The sequence below is a fragment of the Mesorhizobium jarvisii genome (assembly GCF_003601985.1).
Lineage (GTDB): Bacteria > Pseudomonadota > Alphaproteobacteria > Rhizobiales > Rhizobiaceae > Mesorhizobium > Mesorhizobium jarvisii.
The window spans coordinates 533,715-551,756 of sequence record NZ_QZXA01000002.1; the positions used below are offsets into that span (position 1 = coordinate 533,715).

Below are 18,042 nucleotides of genomic sequence, written 5' to 3' on the forward strand. Positions count from 1 at the left end.
TTTTACCCTCCCCCTCGTGGGGAGGGTATGGAGCTAAGCCAGCAAATGCGCCAGGAGTGCCCGCAGTTGCGCCGGCTTCAGTGGTTTGCGCATCAGTTCGATGCCGTCGGCGCGCGCTGCCTTGGCGACGGCTTCGGAACTGTCGGCGGTGACGATCAGCGCTGGCACTGCGCGGCCGAGATAGTCGCGGACCTCCGATATGGTGGCGGTGCCGAGGTCGCCGCCGTCGAGATGCTGGTCGGCAATGACGATGTCGGGCACCCAGTCGGTGTCGCCGAGCAGGTCAAGCGCGTCGTCGGTCGAGGTCGCGGCCCGCACCAGGCACTGCCAGCGCTCGAGCAGGAAGGTCATGGCCTGCAGCACCTCCGCGTCGTTTTCGACCAGCAGCACCTTGGTGCCGAACAGGCCGTAGCCGCGTGACCGCTCCAGGGCGGTGGCGCTGGCGATCGCGTCGGCGGGGGCACCGATGCCGACGGGGACATCGATATGGAAGATCGTGCCGCGCCCGACCTTCGACGAGAAGGTCACGGGGTGGCCGAGCGCGCCGGCCATGCGGCGCACGATGGCAAGCCCGAGCCCAAGGCCGCCGCCGTCGAGCCCGGCATTGGCGGGCAAGGTGCCGCGATGGAATTCCTCGAACACCGCCTCGCGCTGGTCCTCGGGGATGCCGCAGCCGGTATCGGCGACATCGATGCGGATCGTATCGCCGCGATGCCTGGTGCCGACGAGCACGCCGCCCGAGCGTGTATAGCCCAGCGCGTTGGAGAGGATGTTCTGCAGGATGCGGCGCAGCAGGGTGCGGTCGGAGCGGACCACGGCGTTGACCGGTCGGAACTTCAGCGACAGGCGTTTCATTTCCGCGACCGGCTGGAAATCCGAGCGCAGCGACGAGAACAGCGCCTCCAGGCTGACGTCGCCGATGTCGGGGTGCACCACGCCGGCATCGAGCTTGGAAATGTCGAGCAGGGTGCGCAGCAGGTCCTCCATCGTCTCCAGCGAGCGCTCGACCTGCCGCACCAGTTTCCTGCCTTCGTCGCTGGTCTGCACCTCGGCGAGCGCCGAGACGGACAGGTGAGCCGCGTTCAGTGGCTGCAGCACGTCATGGCTGGCGGCGGCAAGGAACCTCGTCTTGGACAGGTTCGCGAACTCGGCGTTTTCCTTGGCGGCGCTGAGGTCGATGTTGGACTGTTCCAGCCGCCGCAAGGTCGAGTGCAGTTCCTCGGTGCGCGTGCGCACCCGGTTCTCGAGCGAGATGGCGGTCTGGAACAGCGAGAAGGCATTGCCTTGCTGATCCATCGAGCGCTCGACGCGGCTGACCAGGGCGGCGTTGATCTTCTTCAGCTTTTCGAGGTCGTTTATATCCTTGAGCGGCATCTTGTTACTCTGCGGCCCCTATTCCGCCGCTTGCCGTTCGCCAAAGGCAATGCCGGTGAAGGTCTGGTTCAAATGCATCGACCGGTACTGTTCGCCATACGTGCCGAAGCCGACGACATTGTTGACCCGGTAGAGTTCCGAAATGTCACGAAAAACTTGCCGGTTGCGCGCATCGAGCCGGCGTAGCACGCAGTCGAAGCCGAGGATCAGGTCGATGCCGCCAAGCCTCTCCTCGACCTCGCGCAAGGCCGCGCGTGTCGATTCCACCATGTCCTTGGGCTGGGCGATCGACAATACGACGCCGTCGTCTATGGCGCAGAAGAACGACAGCGAGCCGTCGGCGTGCATCCTCTGGATCGAGCGGCAGTAATATTCACCGCCCACCTTCACCACCACCGGGTGCGAGGCGAAGCTCAGCGGCGTCAGGGTCTGCGGGACGATACCGACGGAAGCGGCATATTCTTCCGCCGCATTGGTGGCGTTGAACTCGCGTACGATGCGGTGATCGGCATCGGACGCCGTGACCACCAGTTTTTCGTCGGTCGGAACGAAATTGTCGGTCTTGAAGACGTGGAACGGAATTTCCGTGGCGATCAGCACGATGATGGCGCTGTCCGAGGTGACCCTGCCGTTCGAGATCAGCCGCGTCGTCTCGAATTTCAGATCGTCGCCGGCCGAGCCACCGAGCAGAGGTATGTCGTCAAGGCCCCAGTGGATGGCCGAACTGACCGCTTCCTCTGCATAGGACAGCCCATCGATGAAGCAGAGCGCGAAGGTGTTCCTGGTCCGCTCCCCGCCGACCCGGACGCGCAGCGTGCGCCGCAGGGCCTCGACCTCGCCGGTGATCCTGTCCATGCCCGACGAGGATAGATTGTCGACCATGGCGCTGACCGCGGTGAACGACGCCGAGGGAAGCAGCATCGCCAGCATGTGACCTTCCTCTAGCCCCTGCGGCGTGATCTCGCCGGCGGTGGAGCAGCCGGCATGGTGGAGCCCCGGCGCGTGCGCCGAGAGTGCTCGCGACAGGGCGCCGGCCTCGACAAGGCTCTGGGAGAAGAACACGAGGGCAAAGCCGGCGTCGATTGCCGCGGCCTCGCTGGCCACCGCGCGAGCGAAAGCATCCAGGTCGGGCTCGTCCGTGGTCAGCGCCGACAAGCCGCAGGCGTAGCGCGTCCGTGAACTGGTCAGCGGCGTTCTCCCGCATTTCCTCCGACGCTGTTTTTATACGCGGCTGTTTTTACAGGCTTCTGGCGCGCGGGCGTCGAAGGATATTGTTGCTTCCAATCGGCGTTTTGGCAATGGGGCGAGGGGAATGCGCCTTCGACCTTGGCCATGACCGAAAGTACAATGATCCGCCTTTTCCGTCGCGCTGTTTTTTGTGCGTTGTGCAGTGTACGAATAACGCATGGCCGAAGTGCCAGCGGCGCGTCGGCAGCGTGATGACCAAGGTTGATACCCAGGGAGGATTCATGTCGGACGTTTCGTTGATGGTGAACGGCAGGCGGGTCAGCGGGGCCGCCGAGGACCGAACGCTGCTGGTTCACTTCCTGCGCGAGAATCTCGGCCTGACCGGCACGCATGTCGGCTGCGACACCTCGCAATGCGGGGCCTGCGTCGTCCATGTCGACGGCAAGGCGGTGAAGTCCTGCACCATGCTCGCGGTACAGGCGTCCGGCTCGAGCATTGTAACGATCGAAGGTCTCGCCAATGGCGCCGACCTGCATCCCGTGCAGGCCGCCTTCAAGGAACATCACGGCCTGCAATGCGGTTTCTGCACGCCTGGCATGATCATGGCGGCAACCGACATGATCAACCGCCATCCCGAAGGCCTCGACGAGGCGACGGTGCGAGCCGAACTGGAAGGCAATATCTGCCGCTGCACCGGCTACCACAACATCGTCAAGGCGATCCTCGCCGCATCGAAGACGATGGCAAAAGGGGCCAAGGGCAAGGCGAAACAAGCTGCGTGAACGAGCGGTAGGCAGTAGGCAGTAAGGCAGTAGGGAACCGGAACCAGTTTTTCCCTACTTGCCGTACTGCCCAACTCACCTGCTCCCCTACAATCTCGGGAGGAATTTCTGATGGGCATTGAAGGTGTTGGCGCTCGGGTCGCGCGCAAGGAAGACAAAAGATTCATCACCGGCGCCGGCCGCTATGTCGACGACATGGTGGTTCCCGGCATGAAGCATGCCGCCTTCGTGCGCAGCCCGCACGCGCATGCGCAGATCAAGAAGATCGACGTCAAGCGAGCGCAAGCCATGCCCGGCGTCATCGGCGTGCTGACCGGCAAGGAGCTCAAGGCCGATGGCATCGGCAACCTCATCTGCGGCTGGATGATCCATTCCAAGGACGGTTCGCCGATGAAGATGGGCGCCTGGTCGCCGTTGGCCGTCGACAAGGTGCGCTATGTCGGTGACGCCGTCGTCGTCGTCGTGGCCGAGACCAAGGGGCAGGCCCGTGATGCGGCAGAGGCGGTCGAGATCACCTACAAGGAATTGAAGGCCGTCGTCGAAGCCACCAAGGCGCTCGAAAAGGGCGCGCCGCAGATCCATGCCGAGGCCGAGAACAATCTGATATTCGACTGGGAGATCGGCGATGCCAAGGCGACCGACGCGGCGATCAAGGCAGCGGCGCATGTCACCCGCATGAAGATCGTCAACAACCGGCTGGTGCCGAATGCCATGGAGCCGCGCGCGGCTCTCGGCCACTACGACAAGGCCGAGGACCATTACACCTGCTGGACGACCTCGCAGAACCCGCATGTCGCGCGGCTGGTGATGAGCGCCTTCTACAATGTCGCGCCGGAAAACAAGCTGCGCGTCATCGCGCCGGATGTCGGCGGCGGCTTCGGCTCCAAGATCTACATCTATCCCGAAGAGATCGTCTGCCTGTGGGCTTCCAAGAAAACCGGCGTGCCGGTCAAATGGGTCGCCGACCGCACCGAGAGTTTTCTCTCCGACGCGCATGGCCGCGACCATGTCTCGACGGTGGAAATGGCTTTCGACAAGAACAACAGGATCACCGGGCTGAAGGTCGACACGATCGCCAATCTCGGCGCCTATATGTCGCTGTTCTCGTCCTGCGTGCCGACCTATCTCTACGCGACGCTGCTTTCGGGCCAGTACGACATTCCGGCCATCCACGCCAATGTGCGCACGGTCTATACCAACACGGCGCCTGTCGATGCCTATCGCGGGGCAGGGCGGCCGGAAGCCACCTATCTCCTGGAACGCACGATGGAAGCGGCCGCGCGCGAGCTTGGCGTGTCGCCTGCCGAATTGCGGCGCAAGAACTTCATCACCTCCTTCCCGCACCAGACACCGGTGATCATGAACTATGACGCCGGCGACTACGGCGCCTCGCTCGACGCGGCCATGAAAGCTTCGGACTATGCCGGCTTTGCCAAACGCAAGGCGGCGGCCGCCAAGAAGGGCCTGCTGCGCGGGATAGGCATGAGCTGTTACATCGAGGCCTGCGGCATCGCGCCGTCGGCGGCGGTCGGCTCGCTCGGCGCCGGTGTCGGCCTTTGGGAATCGGCCGAAGTGCGCGTCAACGCCGTCGGCACGATCGAGGTGCTGACCGGCTCGCACAGCCATGGCCAGGGCCACGAGACGACCTTCGCGCAACTGGTCAACCAGCGTTTCGGCGTGCCGATTGATTCGGTTTCGATCGTCCATGGCGACACCGACAAGGTGCAGATGGGTATGGGCACTTACGGTTCGCGCTCGGGCGCGGTCGGCATGTCGGCGATATCAAAGGCACTCGACAAGGTCGAGGCCAAGGCCAAGAAGATCGCCGCCCACTTGCTCGAAGCCGACGAGGGCGACATCGTCATCGAGAACGGTGCGCTGAAGGTTGCCGGTACCGACAAGAACGTGCCGTGGTTCCAGGTGGCGCTGGCCGCCTATACCGCCCACAATCTGCCGGCAGGGATGGAGCCCGGATTGAAGGAAACGGCCTTCTACGATCCGTCGAACTTCACCTTCCCGGCGGGCTGCTACATCTGCGAGGTCGAGATCGAACCGGAGACCGGAACGACAGAGGTCGTCCAGTTCGTGGCCGCCGATGATTTCGGCAACATCATCAATCCGATGATCGTCGAGGGCCAGGTGCATGGCGGCATCGCGCAAGGGATTGGCCAGGCGCTGCTGGAAGGCGCCCACTACGATGCCAGCGGACAGCTGCTGACCGCGAGCTACATGGATTACACCATGCCGCGCGCGGGCGACCTGCCGTCGTTCAAGGTCTCGACCTCGAACACGCCATGCCCGGGCAATCCGCTCGGCATCAAGGGTTGCGGCGAGGCCGGCGCCATCGGCTCGCCGCCGGCGGTGATCAACGCCATCACCGATGCCATCGGCATCGCCGATATCGCCATGCCCGCCTCGCCGCCCACCGTGTGGGCCGCGATCCGCGCCGCGAAGCACTGAGGAGGAACAGCCATGTATTCGGTCAACTACCATCGCGCCGCCTCGGTCGCGGATGCCGCCAAGCTGGTGAAGAGCGGCGACGCCAAACTGCTGTCCGGCGGCATGACGCTGATACCTGCCATGAAGACGCGGCTGGCGGCTCCTTCCGATCTCGTCGATCTGTCGCGCATCAAGGAGATGCAGGGCGTCAAGGTGTCGGGAAAGACGGTCACCATCGGCGCGGCCACCACGCATTTCGACGTCTCCAACGACGAGAAGCTTAAGAAGGCCTGCCCGGCAATTGCCCATCTGGCGTCGCTGATCGGTGACCCGGCGGTGCGCTACAAGGGCACGATCGGCGGTTCGATCGCCAACAACGATCCGGCGGCCGACTATCCGGCGGCCCTTCTGGCATTGGGCGCCACCATCGTCACCAACAAGCGCGAGATATCGGCCGACAAGTTCTTCAAAGGGCTGTTCGAAACGGCCTTGAAGGATGGCGAGATCATCACGGCGGTCTCCTTCACCGCGCCGGCCAAGGCGGCTTATGAAAAGTTCCGCAACCCCGCTTCTCGCTATGCAATCGTCGGCGTGTTCGTGGCCAAGGGCAAGGACGGCGTCAGCGTTGCGGTGACCGGCGCCGGTGACGACGGCGTGTTCCGCGCGAAGGAGATCGAGGCAGCCCTTGCGAAGAACTTCGACGCCGCGTCTCTCGCCGGCGTGAAAGTGCCGGCGAAGAACCTGATGAGCGACATCCACGCTTCCGCCGACTACCGCGCCAATTTGATCGCGGTCATGGCCAAGCGCGCGGTGGCGGCAGCCAACGCCTGACAGCATCGGTTGCCGACATCAAAGGGGCCATCTTGGCCCCTTTTTCGTACGCGATGGTGTGTAGCCGTGCGGCTCGTGAAGGAATTTCGCCACGCGACTGGTCTTTTGCTCGAAGCATTTCCGGCAGTTTGCTGCCCAAGGAACCGCATCGCCGCCAATCTCGCACTTGCACAAACTTATATTGCACTGCAGTATGGGTTGGGGCGGGAATGCGAGCCGGGTTCGGATATTTACCGCCGTGCCCTTTCGCATGCCAATGCGAAGGATCGGCATGTCCGAAATTACCGCGACCCAGATGGTTCCGTCCCGATCCGCCGTCGACCGATCGGCTAGGACTAGACTGGCCTATCTCGACGGCTGGCGCGGCCTGTCGATCGCCCTGGTGCTGATCGGCCATTTTTTCCCGGTGCCCGGAATCAATCTGGGCGTGCTTGGCGTCGAATTCTTCTTCGTGCTCAGCGGCCGGCTGATGGCCGAGATCCTGTTCATCGAACGCTACCCGCTGAAGAAGTTCTTCAAGCGCCGCTTCTCGCGCATCTACCCGGCGCTTCTGGTCTTCGTCATCGTCACCATGATCGCGCTCTCCGGCACGTTCATCGCCTTCAAATGGAAGGCCGCGCTGACGGCGCTGACATTCACCTACAATTACGCCGGAATTCTCGTCACCCGCGCCGGAGCGCTCGACCATATCTGGTCGCTTTGTGTCGAGGAGCATGCCTACATCATCCTGGCGTTGATCAGCGCGCTCGTCTCCAGACGCAATCGCGTCATTCCTTTGCTGGTGACGCTCGCCTTGCTCGCAATGGCCAATGGCGCGGTGTCGTACTGGGTGTTCAGGCTGGACTACGAGGCCACCTACTGGCGCACCGATGTGCACATCGCTTCGATCCTGCTTTCGGCTTCGATCTGCCTGCTCAAGGCGGAAGGCCGCCTGCCGGCGGTGCTGAAGGGGCCTTATGTCGCCCTGGCAGCGGCGGCGGTCGCGGTTTTGCTGTTCATGGACCCGGTGCCGACGCCGATCCACTATCTCCTTGCGGTGCCGCTGCTGGCGCTGGCTGTCAATGCGCTCGATTTCAGCACGCCAATCTTTTCCAAATTGCTCTCGTCCTGGCCCATGGCGACGTTGGGCCTGTGGTCATACTCACTCTATCTGTGGCAGCAGCCCTTCTACAAATTCGTCTATGAACAAGGCATCAGCCCGTGGCCGATGCTGGCCGGGGTCTTTGCCTGCGCGCTCTGCAGCTATTACCTCATCGAGCGGCCGGTGCGTGAATGGTTGAACCGCAACTGGTGATTCAGGCGTCATCGCGCCGAGGCACTGTTGTTGCGAGCCTGAGATAGCGCCGCAGGCCGGCTTCGCCACGCGGCGTTGTCCAGCGATGGTTCCAGGCGAAGGCCGGCCGCAGCAGGGGTGCCAGGAATTTGAGGATCGGCCTCTCGACAGTGACCTGCCAGGTCAGTTGGACATGGGTGCCGCTGCCTGACGGCGACAGTTCGGCCCGCCATAGCCCGTCGAAGTCGCCAAAGGTTTTCACGACGACCAGCCTGCCAGGCTCGAGTTCGGCGGCCTCGATGATGAAGTTCAGCTCATAGGGCAGGGCGCCGCGCGCCCGTGCCCTTGCCCGCGAGCCGACTGATGCCTTGCCCTTGCGGTCGAGCGGAACCACTTCCTTGTAGACCTCGCCCCACCAGAGCGGGAGCAATTCGGCGTCGGAGAGCACGTCCCACACTTGCTGCGGCGTGCCTTCGGGAATGTCCCAGCTTTCGTCGAAGCGGAAGACGTTGCTAGGCATCGCGGTTCCTCCATTTTGGCGGAACGCTTATATTAGGAGAATCTTCTTTATTCGGCCAGCAATCAGGTGACGATCTGCTTGACGTAATAACGCACCGCTTTCTTGCCACCGTGGATCACCGCTTCGCCGACCTCGGTAAAGCCCAGCGCGGCGTGGAAGGCATCCGAGACGGGGTTGGGCGGATCGGCGTTGACCTCGCAGGTGACCAGCGTGTGGCCGGCGCGTTCGGCATGTTCGAACAGGTCCTCATAGAGCCGGCGCGCATGGCCGCGGCCCCTTGCATGCGCCGCCACGACGACGCGGTCGACATAGATGAAGCGTTCGTAGCGTTCGCGGAACCAGATGAAGTTCGGGCTGTCGTAGTTGGCTTCCTGGTCGAAGGTCATGATGAAGGCTTCGAGATCGCCGATGCGCCGTGCGTAGAACGCCTCGCCGAGCAGGAACGACAGCCGCTCGGCTTCGAGCCAGGACAGTTCGGCGGCATGCTCGTTGTTGAGCGCCAGTACGTCCCCTTCGTCGCCTTGCGCTATGCGGTCTATCGGGGCGGTCATGCCTTGGCCGCCGCGATCGTCGCCGCCACCTGCGGTGTGTCGGTCACTGTGTTGCGGTATTCGCGATCGAGATCGGAGCCGCCCATGCCAACCTTGGGATTGCGGTAGTGCATCGCGCTTGGCACGTCCTTCAGCGCTGCAAAGTGCATTTCGGCCAGTCCGGTCCTTTGGCGCACCTCGGCGATGTTGCCGAGATCGAGCCCGCCGCAACCGAGGATGATGATGCGGTCGCCGGCCTGCCGCACGAGATCCGCCAGTAACGACAAGCCTTCGATCGCGGTGTCGCGTTGGCCGCTGGTCAGCACGCGGCCGACCTTGCAGCGGATCAGCGCTTCCAGCGCCTCGGCCGGATCGCGTGTCATGTCGAAGGCACGATGGCAGGTGACGTTCAGGGAGCCGGCGGCCTCGGTCAATTCGCTCATGCGCTCTTCGTCGATGGTGCCGTCGGCGTTCAGGCAGCCGAACACCACGCCCGGCACGCCGAGATCGCGCAGCGCCGCGACATCGGCGAGCATCGAGCGGTATTCGGTCTCGCTGTAGAGAAAATCGCCGCCGCGCGGCCGCACCATGACGTGAAACGGCACGGTCGCCTGGTCGAGAGCCGCGCGCACCGTGCCGAGGCTCGGCGTGATGCCGCCCTCGACCAGGCTGGCGCACAGTTCGACCCGGTCGGCGCCGGCGGCCTGCGCGGCGAGCAGGCCATCGATGCCTTCGACACATATTTCGATCAGCGGTGGGTGTGTTTCCGTGGTCAAGGGGCGATCCAGTCCATGATGTTGCGCAAAGCCCTAGCACCCGGGCGGCTGGCGCGAAAGCGTGAACGGCGCACCGCCATTTGGACCAGCCGCACATTTCCCCGCTTGACAGTCTTATAACTGTGTAGTTATGAATAACCCATAGCTATACGGTTATGGATTGACCGTTGGCCGTGCGGCGGCAGCCGAAATTCCATCTGCTGAAATCCCGGATGCGCTGCTTCCGGGCTCGGCAAAACACGTCCTGACGAAACGCCTAAAAAGGAGAAGACCATGCAAGCCAGACTCAAGAATCCCGTGATGCTCATCCCAGGCGCCCTGCAGGCGCTGCTGGCGTTGGACAAGTCGACCGAGGCGGCCGACATACCCTATGTGACGCGCAAGCTCATTCATCTGCGCGCCAGCCAGATTAATGCCTGCAGCCTCTGCGTCGACATGCACGCGCGCGAACTGAAGAAGGCCGGCGAGAAGGACGAGCGCATTTTTGCGCTGGCGGCATGGCGCGAGACGCCCTACTTCACCGACGCCGAACGGGCGGCCCTGGCGCTGGCCGAGGCCGGCACGAGGCTCGCCGACCGGCCCGACGCCGTGCCGGACGATGTCTGGGACGAAGCCGCCCGCCACTATGATGAAAAGGCGCTTGCCGCGCTGGTTGTCCAGATCGCCCTGATCAACGCCTTCAACCGGCTGAATGCGACGACACGACAGATGGTCGGCAGCTGGGGCTGAGCACTGGTCCTGCGCTGGGGGCAGGATGGTTATCCGATACGGAGCGGGTAGGCGGGCGGCGTGTTGCCTCTCGCCTTTCGGCACATGAGCATGACGCTTGGCTACTGCCGCAATTCCGTGTTCTTGGCGCCTTGCTCGACCTGGTCGATCACAAGGAGCTTGACCGGGCCACCGCCGATGTTCGTGGCCTGATGCCACTGGCCGATCATCTCGATGATGAAATCGCCTGTTTTGTAGGTGTTGCTGTTGCCGGACTCGACATTGGTGACCTTCAGCGTTCCGGCCTCGACATAGGCATAGCGCGGGAAGGGGTGCCGGTGCACCGGCAAGGTCGCGCCCGGCGCGATGTCATAGGTCGACACCAGCACCTGCACGTTCTTCTGCGGCAGCGTGATCGGCTGGCCGGAAGCGGTGGTCGTGCGTGATGCGAGCGGGGTGACGACGACAGGCGTGCTGCTGCTGTCCAGTGCCAGAGCGCAATTCGCGTAAAGCGCAACCGCGGCCAGCAGAACCGAAACCAGGATTTTGCGCATGATTCCTCCCTGAACCGAGGCATCTATCGCGCGGCGGACAACCGCGCGCAAGCGGGAGCGGGGCGACATTGCGATGAATTGGCTCCTTCAACCCACCAGCCGAAGTCCTCCCTCAAGCTCTGCGGAGGCAATGCCGGTTTTCGACGTTGCCGAAATTTGACGCAGAACAATGTGCCACCGGATCGCCGGCCCTACAGAATTGCGTTCAGTCGTAGGAGTTCGGGCTTGATGTTTGATGCAATGACAAGACGCACGGTGGTAGGCACGATGGTCTCCTTTCCGCGTATAGGGGCCGCTGCACCGGAAGAGATTTTTGCCGCAAACTCGAACGAAAGTCCCATCCTGGCGGGTTTTCGGCGCTGGGAGGCAATGATGAATTCGATCTCCCTGGACATTTCCGACCGCGATCTGAAACGCGTCTATCAAGACATATCGGAGATTGCGAAGGCCATGCTCGCCAAACCGGCCACAAATACGCGCGAGTTCGCGGCGCAGTTCCTGGTTGTTTGCAGCGGCGACGCGATCGAATACCGGCGGGCCGCCCAACATCTCCATGCCCATGCGCAGAGCATTGTCGGTATGGCGTGAGGGGGCACCGTGGGATGGCTCCGCAGGCTTCGACAACTTCAACGCAAAGATTGACCTCGCTGTTAGGCCCCCACGTGATCCATCGCAAGCTCCTTAGGAAGCAATGGTGAAACATCGATTTTTATAGCGCTCGCCCCGGGCTGCCCTCTCGTCTCCGCCGGCTTTGATCTACCTTTAGCGCGCGATCGAAGACGGGTCCGCTTCATTTGATTGATGGATGAAGGCTAATATGAGCAAGTGCTAATAGACGCTCACGTCCTATGTTTTGCAGAGGCTCGCTGGTGGGTGGCCCAATATGACCAAGACGACACTCATTGCTATCGCTGTCCTTGCCATCAGCATCGGCTATGCGGATGCCAAGGACAAGGACCGGCCGGCTTGCACCGCGTCGAGCCCACTCTTCAAAGTTCTCGGTAACAAATGTTTTCTCGTCAAGGGTTCGATGATCTATGGCGACATTGCCGAGCTTTCCCAGATAGTTCGCTTGGGCTGGTAGCCAGGCCAGCGGCATGTTTCGCCATCCTCTTTGCCCTTAAGGTCGAGCATCGTTCGACCACAAACTCAACCTTGCTCACTTTCGGAAGTGGTTGACGATTTGAGATGATGGCGCCGGCGAACTCGCCTTGTTGGAAACGTCTGATTGCCAGTTTGATCTGACGCGGCCTCTTTGCGCGTCATTCGCAGGAGCTTGTCAAAGCGAGCATGGTTTTCCACCGTTAACTCTTTGGATCGAGTTTTCTTGCTGGCGCTTCGGTGACTCGTTTATTAGAGACTCCTTATGGAGAGACGGCACGCAATCCGAAGAATCAGCGATGGGCTCTGGGAGGTCTACGACATAGACAACAACAAGGTTGTACGCGTGGGTGGAGTGCCCTTGACAAACTTGTTGGATGAAGACGCGCTCGACGCGTTGGACCTGATAAGGGATGGCTTCCTGAACCCGGGCCAGTCCAGGAGGACAAAGGCCTAAGCAAGGTGCCAGTTCAGGGCGACTAGTCAGGCGGCGGAAGTTGCAATCCCAAATGCAAACGCTGATTCACAGCGAAAGCGACGGCATCGGACTCACGTTCGAAGGCTCTGGAATAGGTGTTGCCGTCCGTTGTTACGATCCTAACAACCCACTCGCCTAGGGATTGGCTGATTTCCACAGTTGGGGGCGACGGTTTGGTGTCGGCCATGCTCCTGCTTCAAAAACTGATGGTTTCGGAATGTCTCACGAAGTCGGTCGCCCCTCATATTAGCGTTAATAAATACAATGCCATAGATGGCTGGGATTCTCCAAATCGTGCGCAAGCCGGCTTCCATCGTCACCGAGATCAGAAACATGATCCTCCGGTTGCCGCGCCCCCCAAGGGAGATCGCCGTGCCTCTCGAGACTCTCGCCCATACACTTGCCGCACGCGAAAGCGTCTACGTCGACTGCAGCCATTCCATGTGCTGCCGATCGGCCAAACTCGATATACAAGCGCTCACAGGCCGCCTTGAACCCGGCCACCGCTCAATGCATCAGGATCTTGTCGGGCTGTTCGTCTGCTCGCACTGCAAGGCCGCGGGCCGCGATCGGCGCCCGGTGTTCTTGCATTCCTGACTACGAGGGACAGCAACGGGAGCGGAGCCGCGACTGGAAACCGACTTTCGAGCGACGATGAAAGGGGGCCGACGCCTCGTTGGGCGGGGGGCGTTGGGGTAAAAGGCGCCGGCCAGGCGGAAACATGTCCGCCACAAGGACATGCTAATATGCGGTTGCCGCCGGCGCCTATGGTGCGATCGCGGAACGCGCAGGCCGGCAACAAACAGCACCAACGGGGCCTTCTGCGATTGCGGGTTTCCAATCAAGAAGACCTCATGGCTTCCTGATCCTCACCCCAGCGCCGCCGCCATTTTCGGTGGTGAACTCGACGCCGGCCGATTCGAGGGCGCCCTGAGCAGCTTTGATCACGGCCTTGCGGCTGTTACCGTGTTTTAGGATCAACTCCCAGACCAGGTCCGCAGTCAAACCGTTCTCTGAAGCGAAACTTTCGACCTGATGGTCGTGAATAATATCATGCCAGGCCTTATAGCCGCCCATTTGGGTCTCCGCTCTAGGCGCCGCATGGCAAGTATATGCCGCAATGCTAATATAGGAGAAACATGCGAACGAACGACGTAATCAGGCCCATGGCGCGTTCTAGGAGGCTGTTCAGACGCTTCTCGACTGACTGGCGCCATCGGGCGGGTTCATCCGCGCCGGCATACCGAAAGGTCCCAACGTTATGACGTGAGCGGTCATTGGGCGATCTCCCGCTTTGCTTGGTCTATGACGCGGTCCCCTGCGGCGCCTAGAACGTTCGCGATGCGGAGCAGTCGAACGGCTAGGCGAATTTTCGGCCTGGCAGGGAAGTGTCCTTGTTTTCTCCTGCCAAAATCGAAAGCTCGACTTTGACCATCTCGATGTCGAGCTCTCGGTTATTGTCGAGGTATCCGAAAGCACCGGTGGTGACGGTCCCGCCAATCCCGACGACGCCCCCAACTGCCGCAGACGCAACAGCGTTCCAAACCTTGGACGGCATCGCGCTAGCCCCTTTCATTGAAAGTTGGATAGTCGCGCAGGAACGCGTGCGAAAGCAACATCACGACCGGAAGGGATGGGGAAATTGGCGATTGTAGCCCAGACGTAGCCCCATAAGGCAAAAGCGCAATTTCGCGCTCAGGCAGGCATCATTCCTAAGTGTTTGAAAATGTTTGGCTCCCCGGGCCGGATTCGAACCAGCGACCAACCGGTTAACAGCCGGTTGCTCTACCACTGAGCTACCGGGGAACGGATGCTCTTCAGCAAGTGGCGCAGCCTATAGCAAACACCTTTCGCCTTTGCAAAGAAGCATTTCGCTTTTTTCCGAGACTTTTTCGCGCGGCGGGTTTCTCGCAATCGGCCGCGTCCGCCCTCATATTAGCCGTCTTGGCGATGGGCGCGGAACCGAAACGGCGGTCGCGGCTTTCGTAAACAGGCTTTTTCGAGCGACCAGATGGACAGCCATTGGCGATGACCGCAGCAGACGAAAACCGGATACCGGCACGAAAGATCTCGATTTTCGGCCGCGAATTCACCATGCCGCAATCGCGCGGCCTCAGAATCACGATCGGCATTCTCTTGACCATCGGCGGCATTCTTGGCTTTCTGCCGATCCTTGGCTTCTGGATGGTTCCGATCGGATTGCTGGTGCTTTCCTATGAATTCGCCATGGTGCGGCGCCACCGGCGTCGCTTCGTCGTCTGGTGGGAGCGGCGGCGTCGGCCGGATGGAACGACGGGCACCAAACCGGGCGTTTGACCATGCCGTTCTTCCGCTGCGTTATGCCCTTGTTCGGGTTTCGGATTTTGGCGAATCCGCTTTTCGGTTCGCACCTCTTCCCAAATCCTCGCGGATTTCCCTGAGAACGGCGGCAGCCGAGGCCAGGCGCGCGCGGTCCCGCGGCGAAAGCCTGGCGGTGCCATCTATCGCCAGGCAGTCGATGGCATGGCGCAGCAACGCCTCGCATGCTGATCGCGACAAGCCGTCCCAGGCGTTCGTTCCGGTGTTGGGCGTTGCCGGCCGCATGGCGAAATCCTCCTCGTTTCTCAACGGTGGCGGGGGGCGTGGAGTTTCTCGTGATCTCCTGGTATACTTAATGATCGTCTAATATGCGTCGTGACCCATTGTGACCACGGCGATCGATGTGGAGGGTCGGATTCTTGCAGAGGAAACCGCGCCGAATGCGTGGTGGCCGCTTGACGCCATTTTCGCCGCAACCTATTGGAACCGGGTGGAACGCCGGGAGCAACGAGGCCTCGTGGCGGAGTGGTTACGCAGAGGACTGCAAATCCTTGCACCCCGGTTCGATTCCGGGCGAGGCCTCCAATACCCGGGCTCCCGCGCGCTCAGCGCCGGAGCCTGACGTTCTCATCGAAATGAACCGCGGTTCTGGCGCGGCAAGCGGATTGGTTGGAACATGAGCGCTGATTTCTCCGAGCTTCGCGTCAAGATGGTCGACGGTCAGGTTCGCACCACCGACGTGACCAGCGCCCCGCTGCTGGAGGCCATGCTTACCGTGCCGCGCGAGGTCTTCGTTGCCGACCGCCAGCGCGATCTCGCCTATATCGACGAGGACATCCGCATTGCCGACGGCGCCGATGGTGCGCGCTATCTGATGGAAGCATCGCCGCTGGCCAAGCTGATGCAGCTGGCCGAGATCAATGCGACCGATTCGGCGCTCGACGTCGGCTGTGGCACCGGATACGCCTCAGCCATCCTGTCGCGGCTGGCGAGGTCGGTCGTGGCGCTCGAAAGCGATTCGACGCTGGCGCAAACCGCGGCATCGACGCTTTCCGGCCTTGGCTGCGGCAATGTGACCGTGGTCCAGGGCGCGCTGGCGCAGGGTCATGCGGCCAAGGCACCCTATGACGTCATCTTCATCGGCGGCAGCGTCGAGAAAGTGCCGGCGTCGTTGCTCGATCAGCTCGCCGAAGGCGGCCGACTCGTCGCGGTCGAAGGGCGGGGCAATTCCGGCGTTGCGCGACTTTTTTTCAAGGCCGGGGGGGTTGTAACCGGGAGAAGGGCATTTAATGCGGCAATTAAGCCACTACCTGGATTCGAACGTGAGCATGCTTTTGAATTCTGAATGATTTTGCCTTGCAGCAGAGGCTTTGTCATGGTCGCTTGCATTTGAACAATCGTTGCGATCCCAGACTGGGGGCACTTTGGGACCGAGCGACAGGGAATGAAACACGCCACTCCGGCTGCTCTAACGAGAAGCTGGAGCGGCGTAGTTCCCATGGGAAACGAATGAGGGATATACCCGTGCCGTCTGTATCCAAGAGCTTTTTTGCCGCCGTCCTCGTCTCCGCGACCGCGCTGTCCCCACTAACCGCTTCGGCGGAAACCATCACAGGCGCGCTCGCCAAGGCTTATCAATACAATTCCACGCTGAATTCATCCCGCGCCGGTGTACGCGTCACCGACGAAGGCGTGGCGATTGCCAAATCAGGCTGGCGCCCAACGATTACTGGATCGGCTTCCATCGATTATACAAACACGCGCCAGGCAAATGGCGGCGGTAATTCGAAGCTGACGAGTGGCGGTTACGGCATTCAGATCAACCAGTCGCTGTTTGACGGCTTTCAGACGAAAAACAACGTGGCGGCGGCTGAAGCCCAGGTAAAGGCATCGGTCGAGAGCCTGCGCAATACCGAAGAGAACACGCTGTTCAGCGCAGCCACGGCCTATATGGACGTGATCCGGGATCGGCAGATCGCGGTGCTGACGGAGCAGAACCTGCAGTTCCTGACCGAGCAGGCGCGTGCCGCGCGCTCGCGTTTCGAGGTTGGTGAGGGCACGCGCACCGATGTCGCGCAGGCCGATGCGTCGCGTGCCTCGGCGGTGGCCTCGCTGAGTGCCGCCCGCGCGCAGGCGCTGGCCAGTGCCGCGACCTACCACCAGGTCGTCGGCGACGAGCCGGGCAAGCTCAAGCCCGCTTCGCCGTTGGGCAGGCTGCTGCCGTCGAGCCTCGATGCGGCGATTGCGATCGGGGCTAATGAACACCCGGCCATTCTCGCTACGCAGCATCTGGTCGACGCGGCGGCGTTCTCGGTGAAGTCAGCGGAGGGCGCGCTGTTGCCACAGCTGTCCGCGTCGGCCGGCATTTCGGAAAACTACCGCAACGCCATCCCCGACCTTTCCGGTTCCAACGGCAATTCGACCTCGGCCAATATCGGTGCGACGCTCACCATTCCGATCTATTCGGGCGGTCGGACCTCGGCGGTCGTGCGGCAGAACAAGGAATCGCTTGGCCAGGCCCGCATCCAGGTCGACGTCAGCCGCGACCAGGTTCGCCAGGCCGTTGCCACCGCATGGTCGCAATACACCGCCGCGCAGCAGAGCGTCTCGGCCAACAAGCAAGTGATCGACGCCGCGCAACTGGCGCTGAACGGCGTCATCGAAGAGCGCAATGTCGGCCAGAGGACCACGCTCGACGTCCTCAACGCGCAGGCCGCCGTCATCACCGCCAAGATCAACCAGGCCAATTCCGAACACGATGTGGTGGTGGCGAGCTATGCCATCCTGTCGGCGATGGGTCGCCTGTCGGTCGACCGGCTTGCCTTGCAGGTTACCAAGTACAAGCCCGAAGAGCACTACAACGCTGTCAAGGACAAGTGGATCGGCGTGCGTACGCCGGACGGCCGCTAAACGCCTGAGGCTCGACTTGTGTCGGGCCCGTCTGAGCGGAACCTGGCTTGAAACCGGTTCCGCTCTGGTTTCCTGCTCTATTCCTTTGCATTGACGCAATTCCCGAGGGAAAGCGCTATGCGCTTTCCCGGGAAAGCCGTTTTCACACTTTTCCCGGAATTGCTTCTAATCTGTTGAAATCCCACATGTCCCCAGATTGGGGATTCTCGTGCAGCGATCCGTCGGTTACGCTGTCGCCATGATTCGAATCCGGCTTCTGCCGGAGCGGAAGAGTAACAGG

The 18,042-nt window shown here is 61.8% G+C and carries 19 protein-coding genes and 2 tRNA genes; 11 read left to right on the forward strand and 10 right to left on the reverse strand.

The window, feature by feature from the left end; translation table 11 throughout:
* Positions 1 to 33 precede the first annotated feature (33 nt).
* On the reverse strand, positions 34 to 1,374 hold the full coding sequence (locus D3242_RS06350; RefSeq protein ID WP_064984111.1) for an ATP-binding response regulator: 1,341 nt from the start codon (positions 1,372 to 1,374) through the stop codon (positions 34 to 36).
* An 18-nt stretch (positions 1,375 to 1,392) separates the two neighbouring features.
* Positions 1,393 to 2,529 (reverse strand): FIST signal transduction protein, encoded by a 1,137-nt coding sequence (locus D3242_RS06355; protein ID WP_064984113.1) that lies wholly within the window; start codon positions 2,527 to 2,529, stop codon positions 1,393 to 1,395.
* 314 nt (positions 2,530 to 2,843) lie between these two features.
* On the opposite strand from D3242_RS06355, the gene D3242_RS06360 reads away from it, so the two are divergent.
* From D3242_RS06360 to D3242_RS06375, 4 genes are all read left to right on the forward strand, one after another.
* Positions 2,844 to 3,344 carry a (2Fe-2S)-binding protein gene (locus tag D3242_RS06360; RefSeq protein WP_064984114.1) on the forward strand — a complete coding sequence of 167 codons (501 nt, stop codon included), beginning with the start codon at positions 2,844 to 2,846 and terminating at the stop codon, positions 3,342 to 3,344.
* Between the two features lie 111 nt (positions 3,345 to 3,455).
* The gene (locus tag D3242_RS06365; protein WP_064984115.1) at positions 3,456 to 5,804 is read left to right on the forward strand and encodes a xanthine dehydrogenase family protein molybdopterin-binding subunit; all 2,349 of its coding nucleotides are present in this window, start codon (positions 3,456 to 3,458) and stop codon (positions 5,802 to 5,804) included.
* Positions 5,805 to 5,816: 12 nt separating this feature from the next.
* Positions 5,817 to 6,614 (forward strand): FAD binding domain-containing protein, encoded by a 798-nt coding sequence (locus D3242_RS06370; RefSeq protein WP_064984117.1) that lies wholly within the window; start codon positions 5,817 to 5,819, stop codon positions 6,612 to 6,614.
* A gap of 271 nt (positions 6,615 to 6,885) precedes the next feature.
* A complete protein-coding gene (locus tag D3242_RS06375) occupies positions 6,886 to 7,908 on the forward strand; it encodes an acyltransferase family protein (protein WP_064984337.1) in 1,023 nt (340 codons plus the stop codon).
* Between the two features lies 1 nt (position 7,909).
* On the opposite strand, the gene D3242_RS06380 is transcribed toward D3242_RS06375, so the two are convergent.
* The 3 genes from D3242_RS06380 to D3242_RS06390 all read right to left on the reverse strand — a co-directional run bounded on the left by D3242_RS06380 (position 7,910) and on the right by D3242_RS06390 (position 9,713).
* Positions 7,910 to 8,407, reverse strand: coding sequence for an SRPBCC family protein (locus tag D3242_RS06380; protein ID WP_064984119.1), 498 nt, complete (start codon positions 8,405 to 8,407; stop codon positions 7,910 to 7,912).
* Positions 8,408 to 8,469: 62 nt separating this feature from the next.
* Positions 8,470 to 8,958, reverse strand: coding sequence for a GNAT family N-acetyltransferase (locus D3242_RS06385; protein WP_064984121.1), 489 nt, complete (start codon positions 8,956 to 8,958; stop codon positions 8,470 to 8,472).
* Positions 8,955 to 9,713: a copper homeostasis protein CutC gene (locus D3242_RS06390; protein ID WP_038647295.1), complete on the reverse strand. Its 759-nt coding sequence runs from the start codon at positions 9,711 to 9,713 to the stop codon at positions 8,955 to 8,957. Before D3242_RS06390 ends, D3242_RS06385 begins: the two co-directional genes overlap by 4 nt.
* Before the next feature lie 273 nt (positions 9,714 to 9,986).
* Between D3242_RS06390 and D3242_RS06395 the strand changes: the two genes are divergently transcribed.
* Complete coding sequence (locus D3242_RS06395; protein ID WP_019858596.1) at positions 9,987 to 10,442, forward strand: carboxymuconolactone decarboxylase family protein; 456 nt, start codon at positions 9,987 to 9,989, stop codon at positions 10,440 to 10,442.
* A 101-nt stretch (positions 10,443 to 10,543) separates the two neighbouring features.
* On the opposite strand, the gene D3242_RS06400 is transcribed toward D3242_RS06395, so the two are convergent.
* A complete protein-coding gene (locus D3242_RS06400; RefSeq protein WP_064984123.1) occupies positions 10,544 to 10,975 on the reverse strand; it encodes a cupin domain-containing protein in 432 nt (143 codons plus the stop codon).
* A gap of 228 nt (positions 10,976 to 11,203) precedes the next feature.
* Here D3242_RS06400 and D3242_RS33260 point away from each other — a divergent pair, with 228 nt between their 5' ends.
* Positions 11,204 to 11,563: a hypothetical protein gene (locus D3242_RS33260; protein WP_147377452.1), complete on the forward strand. Its 360-nt coding sequence runs from the start codon at positions 11,204 to 11,206 to the stop codon at positions 11,561 to 11,563.
* Between the two features lie 202 nt (positions 11,564 to 11,765).
* Here the strand turns inward: D3242_RS33260 and D3242_RS33785 are convergent, their stop codons facing one another.
* Positions 11,766 to 12,074, reverse strand: a complete 309-nt coding sequence (locus D3242_RS33785; RefSeq protein WP_171880381.1) for a hypothetical protein — start codon at positions 12,072 to 12,074, stop codon at positions 11,766 to 11,768.
* A gap of 753 nt (positions 12,075 to 12,827) precedes the next feature.
* On the opposite strand from D3242_RS33785, the gene D3242_RS06420 reads away from it, so the two are divergent.
* Positions 12,828 to 13,151 carry a hypothetical protein gene (locus D3242_RS06420; RefSeq protein ID WP_038647289.1) on the forward strand — a complete coding sequence of 108 codons (324 nt, stop codon included), beginning with the start codon at positions 12,828 to 12,830 and terminating at the stop codon, positions 13,149 to 13,151.
* A 255-nt stretch (positions 13,152 to 13,406) separates the two neighbouring features.
* Here D3242_RS06420 and D3242_RS06425 read toward each other — a convergent pair whose 3' ends face one another.
* The 3 genes from D3242_RS06425 to D3242_RS06435 form a co-directional block, all read right to left on the reverse strand.
* The gene (locus tag D3242_RS06425; protein ID WP_038647287.1) at positions 13,407 to 13,631 is read right to left on the reverse strand and encodes a hypothetical protein; all 225 of its coding nucleotides are present in this window, start codon (positions 13,629 to 13,631) and stop codon (positions 13,407 to 13,409) included.
* A gap of 283 nt (positions 13,632 to 13,914) precedes the next feature.
* Complete coding sequence (locus tag D3242_RS06430) at positions 13,915 to 14,112, reverse strand: hypothetical protein (protein ID WP_147377453.1); 198 nt, start codon at positions 14,110 to 14,112, stop codon at positions 13,915 to 13,917.
* 173 nt (positions 14,113 to 14,285) lie between these two features.
* Positions 14,286 to 14,360 (reverse strand) — tRNA-Asn (locus D3242_RS06435).
* A 222-nt stretch (positions 14,361 to 14,582) separates the two neighbouring features.
* On the opposite strand from D3242_RS06435, the gene D3242_RS06440 reads away from it, so the two are divergent.
* The 4 genes from D3242_RS06440 (at position 14,583) to D3242_RS06455 (ending at position 17,762) form a co-directional block, all read left to right on the forward strand.
* On the forward strand, positions 14,583 to 14,870 hold the full coding sequence (locus tag D3242_RS06440) for a hypothetical protein (RefSeq protein WP_019858587.1): 288 nt from the start codon (positions 14,583 to 14,585) through the stop codon (positions 14,868 to 14,870).
* Between the two features lie 493 nt (positions 14,871 to 15,363).
* A tRNA-Cys gene (locus tag D3242_RS06445) sits at positions 15,364 to 15,437 on the forward strand.
* A 91-nt stretch (positions 15,438 to 15,528) separates the two neighbouring features.
* Complete coding sequence (locus D3242_RS06450) at positions 15,529 to 16,197, forward strand: protein-L-isoaspartate O-methyltransferase family protein (protein ID WP_019858585.1); 669 nt, start codon at positions 15,529 to 15,531, stop codon at positions 16,195 to 16,197.
* Positions 16,198 to 16,376: 179 nt separating this feature from the next.
* A complete protein-coding gene (locus tag D3242_RS06455; protein ID WP_027046920.1) occupies positions 16,377 to 17,762 on the forward strand; it encodes a TolC family outer membrane protein in 1,386 nt (461 codons plus the stop codon).
* The last annotated feature ends 280 nt before the right edge of the window (positions 17,763 to 18,042 follow it).